Annotated in this window: 4 protein-coding genes; 3 read left to right on the top strand and 1 reads right to left on the bottom strand. The window is 63.9% G+C overall.

Translation table 11 applies throughout. The annotated features are described in order from the left end of the window. Positions 1-1700: 1700 nt before the first annotated feature. The gene (locus Q7V45_RS03640) at positions 1701-1997 is read right to left on the bottom strand and encodes a hypothetical protein (RefSeq protein WP_304847124.1); all 297 of its coding nucleotides are present in this window, start codon (positions 1995-1997) and stop codon (positions 1701-1703) included. Positions 1998-2200: 203 nt separating this feature from the next. Here Q7V45_RS03640 and Q7V45_RS03635 point away from each other — a divergent pair, with 203 nt between their 5' ends. From Q7V45_RS03635 to Q7V45_RS03625, 3 genes are all read left to right on the top strand, one after another. Further along, the gene (locus tag Q7V45_RS03635; protein WP_304847121.1) at positions 2201-2425 is read left to right on the top strand and encodes a type II toxin-antitoxin system HicB family antitoxin; all 225 of its coding nucleotides are present in this window, start codon (positions 2201-2203) and stop codon (positions 2423-2425) included. An 88-nt stretch (positions 2426-2513) separates the two neighbouring features. Further along, complete coding sequence (locus Q7V45_RS03630) at positions 2514-3890, top strand: MmgE/PrpD family protein (protein WP_304847118.1); 1377 nt, start codon at positions 2514-2516, stop codon at positions 3888-3890. 619 nt (positions 3891-4509) lie between these two features. Beyond that, on the top strand, positions 4510-7068 hold the full coding sequence (locus tag Q7V45_RS03625; protein WP_304847115.1) for a protein kinase: 2559 nt from the start codon (positions 4510-4512) through the stop codon (positions 7066-7068). The last annotated feature ends 230 nt before the right edge of the window (positions 7069-7298 follow it).

The following is a 7298-nucleotide window of genomic DNA, read 5'->3' as shown; positions in this document are numbered from 1 at the left end:
TCGGTCGGCGACCGACAATTTGGGTGTCGAGGGGACACGTCGGCGCAGCACGTTCAACTGATGCCGCAGCATCACAATCTCCGCTTCCAACCGCGCCCGCGTCTTGAACGGAGAGATCAGGACATGCAGGGCGAGGCTCAGAAACGCGATCATGAGGGCTCAGCCTACTCGATCCCGCCCCTCACGCCAGTGGATGGAGTTTTCGGTGTGGACAGGAACTCAAACTCGTCGCCCTGCGACATCAGTTGACCTTCCTGCGCCGGCAACACCCTGGCCTGCACCATCGCTACGCACGTCGCGCAGCCTGAACCAATTGCGGTAACCGAACCTGCACCGCCGTTGCATCGCCGGACGTCGTCGCGGTCCGCTATTGCGTCGCTCGGAGGCAGGCGCGCTTGGAACACATGCGGGGAGTCCGCATCGCAAGAGAGCGGCGCGCGCTCCGATCAACGAACATCACCGACCGTGGCCTTCATCGGCACACCGATGTCAGGGCCGCATCGATTTTTGAGCAAGGACAGGTTCACAACAGGGCCCAGCCGACAAGCGCAGACCTAGATCAGCTCCGATCGATGCGCAGTAATTGGCATGGGCGCTTACCGGCCGCTACATCATCGCGCGCTTTTATAAGGTCCCGCGGGCGATCCACCTCGACATGATCCGCGGCCAGAACCCGGGACGGACACTCATTGTCTGACAAGGCCCCGGCGTGACGGCATACGCAAGCGAGCGATCAAGCGCCGCCGGCCCATGTGCTTCAGCCGTTCCCTGTCGTTCAGCCGCCACGCGATCACAACAGGGCCCAGCCGGCAAGCGGAGACCTAGATCAGCTCCGATCGATGCGCAGTAATTGGCATGGGCGCTTGTGGCCATCCAGGGAGCGCTCCGAGGATCGGCTGGAAAAAACTTCCTCGCAGACACCCCTGAACACTACCTCGGGCTCTGTTGCTGCGGCGTCGTTGGGTCATAGATAACCGGTGGAAGCGGCCCAGGCGGCCCCGGGAATGGCGGCGACGGGGGTTGCGGGTTCGAAACCGGCGTGTACGAAGGTTGCGACGGCGGCGGCGGCACCGCAAGGGCATTCACCAGGCTGGCGAGGGTCGGGCCCGAGGTTCCTCCCGGTTGACCCAACTGTTCGCTAACGAACTGCTGCCAGGTCTGGCCACCTATAGGACCGTAGTTGGCAGCATTGTATTGTGTGTCGTTGGGCGGCGGGATCATAGGCCCGCCGCCCGCTGTCAGACCTTCAATGCTACCCGGAGGGCCACTCTCCGGAGCAGTATTCTGCAGCGGCGCAGCGTTCTGGAGCGGGCCCGCGTTCTGCAACGGGCCACTGCTTTGCAGCGGGCCAGAACTTTGGAGGGGACCGGCGCTCTGAAGCGGACCCGCCGTCTGAACAGGACCGGAGCCCTGCAACGGGCCGGCATTCTGCAGCGGACCACCACCCTGTTGCGGAGCGTGTTGCGCCTGCTGGGAGTCTGTCGCGAGACCACCGTCGACTCCCACTCCACCAGGGCCTGCCCCCTGCATCGGGCCAACCCCTTGCATCGGACCCGTGCCCGGCTGACTGGGACCTGCTCCCGCCTCGGACGCGCCCTGCGGCGCTTGTGCTACTTCGGGACCAACCTGCGCAGCCGCGCTCACGGCCCCAAGAAGGCCCAGGATGGCAGCCAAGCCCTGCGTTCGGAGCGCAACTTTTGTCATGAAACCCAACCTGACCACGCGTCTTGTGGCGAAATGGTCAATCCTGCGGAGGCATCGTCGAGCGGCTCTTGCGAGGTGAGACTCTGGCCGATCTCTTTCAGCAGGTCGGCCAGAAGGTAGCAATGCGGATGACCGGCGATCTCACGCCGCTCCCCGCCCGTGCGAATCAGACGCAGAAGTACCTCGTCAACTTCGACCTTCACGTCGAACGAAGACTCGCGTCCGAACGCGCCCATATAGGTCTTGTCCGGGAAATCGACCGAGACTTCGGCCTTGTCGGTGATGGATTTCATGCGGTGATCCTAGACGCTTCATCGCGGTGCGGTTTGACATGACGCAAACGCCGGGAACTGGGCGGCAGAGGTTCGAAGGGAATGATTGGCTCGCCCCACTCCAACGGAGCCGACTTTCCCCCGGACGGACCTCGCTTGGTTCCTACCCGCGGCCGCCTGCTCTCTGAGGCATTGGCGCCTGTAACCATGCAGGAGGAGGCCGCGTGACCGTCGGATATCGTATGACGGTAACCCGACCCGGCGACGAATGGCAGGCCGTTTGTCCCGCGCTGTGCCATCATCGCGTTGTGATCTACGGCGCCACCCGCGAAGATGCGCTCACCCATATCGAGAATGCGATCTCGTTGATCCTCGAGAAAATAAAATTGAACGGGATGCTGCTACCATCCAACGAGCGAGCGCCGGCAGGCGTATTGCTGAACATATGATTGAATAGCGCAGCCATGCCGGTCTTCGCTTGCACTTTGTAAGTAACGAACGGCCACGAGGTCGTTGCTTCCGATAGGTCGTTAACTGATGAAGACAGCTGCCGCCCGCTTCGCCGCGCATGCCCTCGAAACGCGCTTCTCCGACCTGAACAGTGCCGTGGTGCAGCGCACCAAGGTCTTCGTGCTCGACAGCCTGGGCGTCGGCATTGCCGGCTCCTCGACCGAGGGCAGCGAGGAGCTCTTGCGCGTGGCGTCCGGCTGGAGCGGCACCCGGGGACAGGCCGCGGTACCGGTGTGGGGTCGATCGGCGTGCTTCTCCGCGCCGGTCGCTGCCTTCCTCAACGCCTGGCAGATGCACAACCAGGAATACGACTGCCTGCACGAGGGTGCGGTGGTGCACGCTCTCGCCACCGTCCTCCCAGCCGCGCTGGCTGCGGCCGAACTGCAGGGGGGAGCGAGCGGCACAGAGCTGATCGCGGCCCTGGCGGTGGGTGTCGATATCGCCGCCGGCCTCGGCCTCGCCTCGCGCGCCGGCTTCCGCTTCTTCCGACCCGCGACCGCCGGAGGCTTCGGCGCGGTGGCGGCGGCCGGCCGTCTGCTCGGCTTTGACCAGTCAACGCTGGAAGCAGCCTTCGCCTGGCAGCTTGCGCAAGCCAGCGGCACCATGCAGGCACACGTGGAAGGCAGCCCCATCCTGCCGGTGCAGGTCGCCTTCAACGCTCGCGCCGCGCTGCAATCCTGCGAGCTGGCACCGCTGGGCTTTACCGCGGCGCGGGCCGTGTTCGAGGGGCCTTTCGGCTATCTGCCACTGTTCGAGGGAGCTCATGACCTCGCTCCGGTACTCGATAGCCTCGCCCAAGCCGGTCGTATGGCCGAGTTCAGTCACAAGCCCTATCCCGCTGGGCGTGCCACTCATGGCGGCATCGAAGGCGTGATGACGCTGCGTGCCGAGCACGGCTTTGTCGTGGCTGATGTCGCCCGCATCGAAGTGATCGCGCCGCCGCTGATCGTGCGCCTGGTCGGTCGTCCGCCTCGGCCCGACGCCGGCGCCAGCTACGCCCGCCTCTGCATGGCCTACGCGGTCGCCAAGACGCTGCAGCACGGCGCACTCGATCTGGCCCACTTCCGCGGGGACGCGCTGGTCGACCCGGAAACCTACGTGCTGGCGGCGCGCGTCGAGACGCGCGACGACGGCAGCACCGATCCCAATGCGCTGGCGCCGCAGACCGTGGTGGTGCATTTGCGCGACGGCCGCGCGCTCCGTTGGCGGGCCGAGACGATGCTGGCCCATCCAGCGCGCCCGCTCACGAGGGCGCAGCATCTGGCAAAGTTCCACCGCTGCCTGTCTTTCAGCGCCGAGCCGCTGGCATCCGGGGCCGCTGCGCAGCTGATCGACACCGTAGACCGGCTTGAGGAGATGACGGACGTCCGCAAGCTGTCCGTATTGGCGGCGGGGACGGGCTGATCGCGTAAGTTAAAGATATTGAAACGGCCGACGAGCTATCAAGCGGCCTCTTGGTGATAGTAGCGCCTCTCCGACATCTCGCAGTTTACTCCCAGCCTCCGCCCCCCCGACCACCTGCACGTTCGAAACACGCAGAACTACGCTCCGGATTTCTCTACCATTTCAATGCCTTAGAAGAAGCGTACTAAATCTGGCAGTCAACAGCTTCGGAGAGAAAGGGCCTGAGAGAGAGAGCCGGCAGGCCCTAGCGGCACCGAGCCCGGTCAACAGGTCGTTGGCGAAATGCCCGCCGTTATTGGGCTTCTTCGGGCTCACTCCCGCCGGCGGAGAGCATTGTGCAGGGCTGTAGTGGCGGAGGGAAAGGACCTGAAATCCAACGGTCTCTTAGGCGGGCGGGGTGCTGCGAGGCCGCGATTGACGGATCGGTGTGAACGGCGGACTTCCCGGACGGGGCATGTGCCTCTGGATTGGCTTCCAGCCTCCAGTCATGGCCAATTTCTTGCCGCAGCGGCATCCCCGATGGCAAAGTTGCATTGCCAAGGCTGATGGGAGCCTGGGGTTTTTCTGATAGTTTGAACGCGCATAGACCGGCAATGTCCCGAGGGGGTGGGTCACTTTCATGGTCGACATGAGGTCAGAAACGACAGCGGCCGCTCCGGAAGTCGATATCGTTGCCCTGCCGGTTGGCGCCCAGATCGGGCGCTATGAAGTCCTGTCCGTGCTGGGACAGGGCGGCTTCGGCATCACCTACCGGGCGCGCGACGTCCAGCTCGATCGCGAAGTCGCCATCAAGGAGTATCTGCCGACCGCGCTGGCGGTGCGTCAGGGCGGCATCACCGTGATGCCGCGCTCGACGAAGGTGGCGGAGGATTTCACCTGGGGCCGTGACCGGTTCGTCGCCGAGGGGCGGGTCATGGCGACGCTCCATCGCGCGCCGGGCATCGTTCGCGTCTTCGACTTCCTCGAGATCAACGGCACTGCCTACATCGTCATGGAGATGCTTCATGGCGATACGCTCGAAGGGCATATCAAGAAGAATGGCCGGCTGAATCCACAGGCGATCGACCGAATCCTGTGGCCGCTGCTCGACGGTCTCGAGCAGGTCCACAATGCCGGCTTCCTGCATCGCGACATCAAGCCGGCCAACATCCTGCTCGATGCCGCGGGCAACCCGACCCTGATCGATTTCGGCGCATCGCGCGCCGCCATGGTGGGCCGTACCGTGGCGATGACGGCGATCTTTACGCCTGGCTACGCGGCGGCCGAACAGTTCACCTCCGCCAAGCAGGGGCCATGGACCGACATCTATGGCGTCTCCGCCACGCTCTATCATGCAATCACCGGCACTTCTCCACCGTCGGCCTTCGAGCGCATGCTCGATGACGCCTACGAACCCGTCGCGAAGGATGCGCCGGTGGGCTTTGCTCCCGGCCTGCTGGCGGGCATCGATGCCGGCCTTGCCGTGCGCGCCACCGATCGGCCGCAATCGATTGCAGGCTGGCGTCTGATCCTGTCGTTAACTGCGGCCCCTGGCGATGCGTTGACGGTCGCGGCGCGGAGCCGTCCCGACCCAACCGTGACCACCGTAGCGAAGGTGCCACGACCGATAGCGGCGCCGGTTCAGGCCACATCGCCAGCGCCTTCTGCGCCTCCCACGCCTGCACAGGCACCTTTGGCGGCATCAGCTGTCGTCGAGCCGATGGTTCCCATTCCTGCCGCCCCGGCAGAATCGACGAAGAGCCGAACGGCACTCTACGCCGGTGCCGCGGTCGCTGCTCTGATCCTGGCTGGCGGTGGCAGCTACTTCATGTTCGGCTCGAAGCCTTCGTCACAAATTGCCACTACTCCCCAAGGTGTCGCTGTCCAGGATCTGAAGATCGAGGATCTCGAGCGCGCGCTGGCGGAGCGCCGCGCGGCTGACGCAGCGGCAGCCGAGAAGAAGCGCCTGGAAGATGCTGCCCAGAAGAAGGCAACAGAAGAGGCTGCCTCGAAGCAGGTGGCGGATGTGGAACTCGACAAGGCCCAGCAGCAGCGCCGGAAGGCCGAGGAGGAGCTGGCGAAGTTGAAGGCCGAGATCGAGGCGCGGCGCCAGGAACAACAAAACCAGGCCATGCGTGCCGATGCCGAGGCGGCTCAGCGCAAGGCTGAAACTGAAATGGCTGCCCTGCGCCAGGCCGAAGATGATGCGCAGAAGAAGGCCATGGCTGAAGCCGATGCCAAGCGTCTGGCGGACGAGGCTCTGGTCAAGGCACAGGCAGAGCGCCAGAAAGCCGACGCTGAAGCAAAGCAGAAGGCCGATGCCGAAGCCAGGCAGAAGGCCGAAGCCAGCACCAAGGAGCTTGCCGAGGCGGAAGCCCGTCAGAAGGCCGAGGCTGACGCGAAGCAGAAGGCGGATGCCGAAGCCCAGCAGAAGGCCGATGCAGATGCGGCAGCAGCCGCGGCAGCCACTGATAAGAAGGCAGCGGAAGCCACCGAGGTGGCACTGCGTCTGACGCCACCCGACCGCCAGCGCATCCAGGTCGCGTTGACGTCACTCGGCTTCGATACCCGCGGCAACGACGGTGCCTTCGGGCCACGCTCGCGCGAAATGATTACCGGTTGGCAGAAGGCTCGCAACCAACCGGTGACAGGCTTCCTCACCGGTACGCAGCATCAAACCCTGCTGCGCGAAGCAGCACCGGCGGTTACGAGGTACAACGACGAGCAAAAGAAGATCGAGGACGAAAAGAAAAAGGCTGACGAGGAAGCAAAGGCGAAGATGGCGGCGTCAGCACCTGCCGTAACTTTGCCTCCGGCGGCCATATCAGCGCCCCCCGCTGCCATTACACCAACTGCTGCACCCGCCGGAGCGGCACAATGGACTGGCAGTGCAAAGTGCGACTACTGGCCGGGCCCAATTAAGCTAACGGTCCCGGTGACGGGAGGCCAAGGGTCGGCAACCGCGACTGGCCCCGGCGGCAACGGCACAACTGTGACGGTCAACATTTCTGGGAACAGTTATTCCGGTTCGATAAATGGTCGCCTCAGAGGCGGAAACCAGAAAATCCTGGTTGGCTCCTTTTCCGGAGCTTTGTCAGGGCCCCAGATCAGGACTCAAGCAACCCTTCGGGCCGACTTCAGAAGCGATCAAGGTCCGAATCAGTCCTCATGTACTATTGAGTTGGACAGAGCCGGTTAAGATCCCGTACGGCCAAAAAACTAGTCCGACCAACGCACCATCACGCCGCCTCGCGATGATAGTAGCGCAGGAGCCCGCCCAATCGCTTGTGCCTACTGAATACTACATCCGGCAATATTGATGATGAAGTCCGCCGAGAATCGGCCGCGTGACGACTTGGCCGTACCGCTGCACGGACCGATGGCCCGGAGAATCCTTGGACAGAGATAAATGCGTCCGGACTTCATTGT

This window comes from Reyranella sp., assembly GCF_030651995.1.
In the GTDB taxonomy this organism is placed as follows: domain Bacteria; phylum Pseudomonadota; class Alphaproteobacteria; order Reyranellales; family Reyranellaceae; genus Reyranella.
The sequence above is the reverse complement of the archived record's forward strand: the minus strand, read 5'-3'. Positions and strand labels throughout refer to the sequence as shown.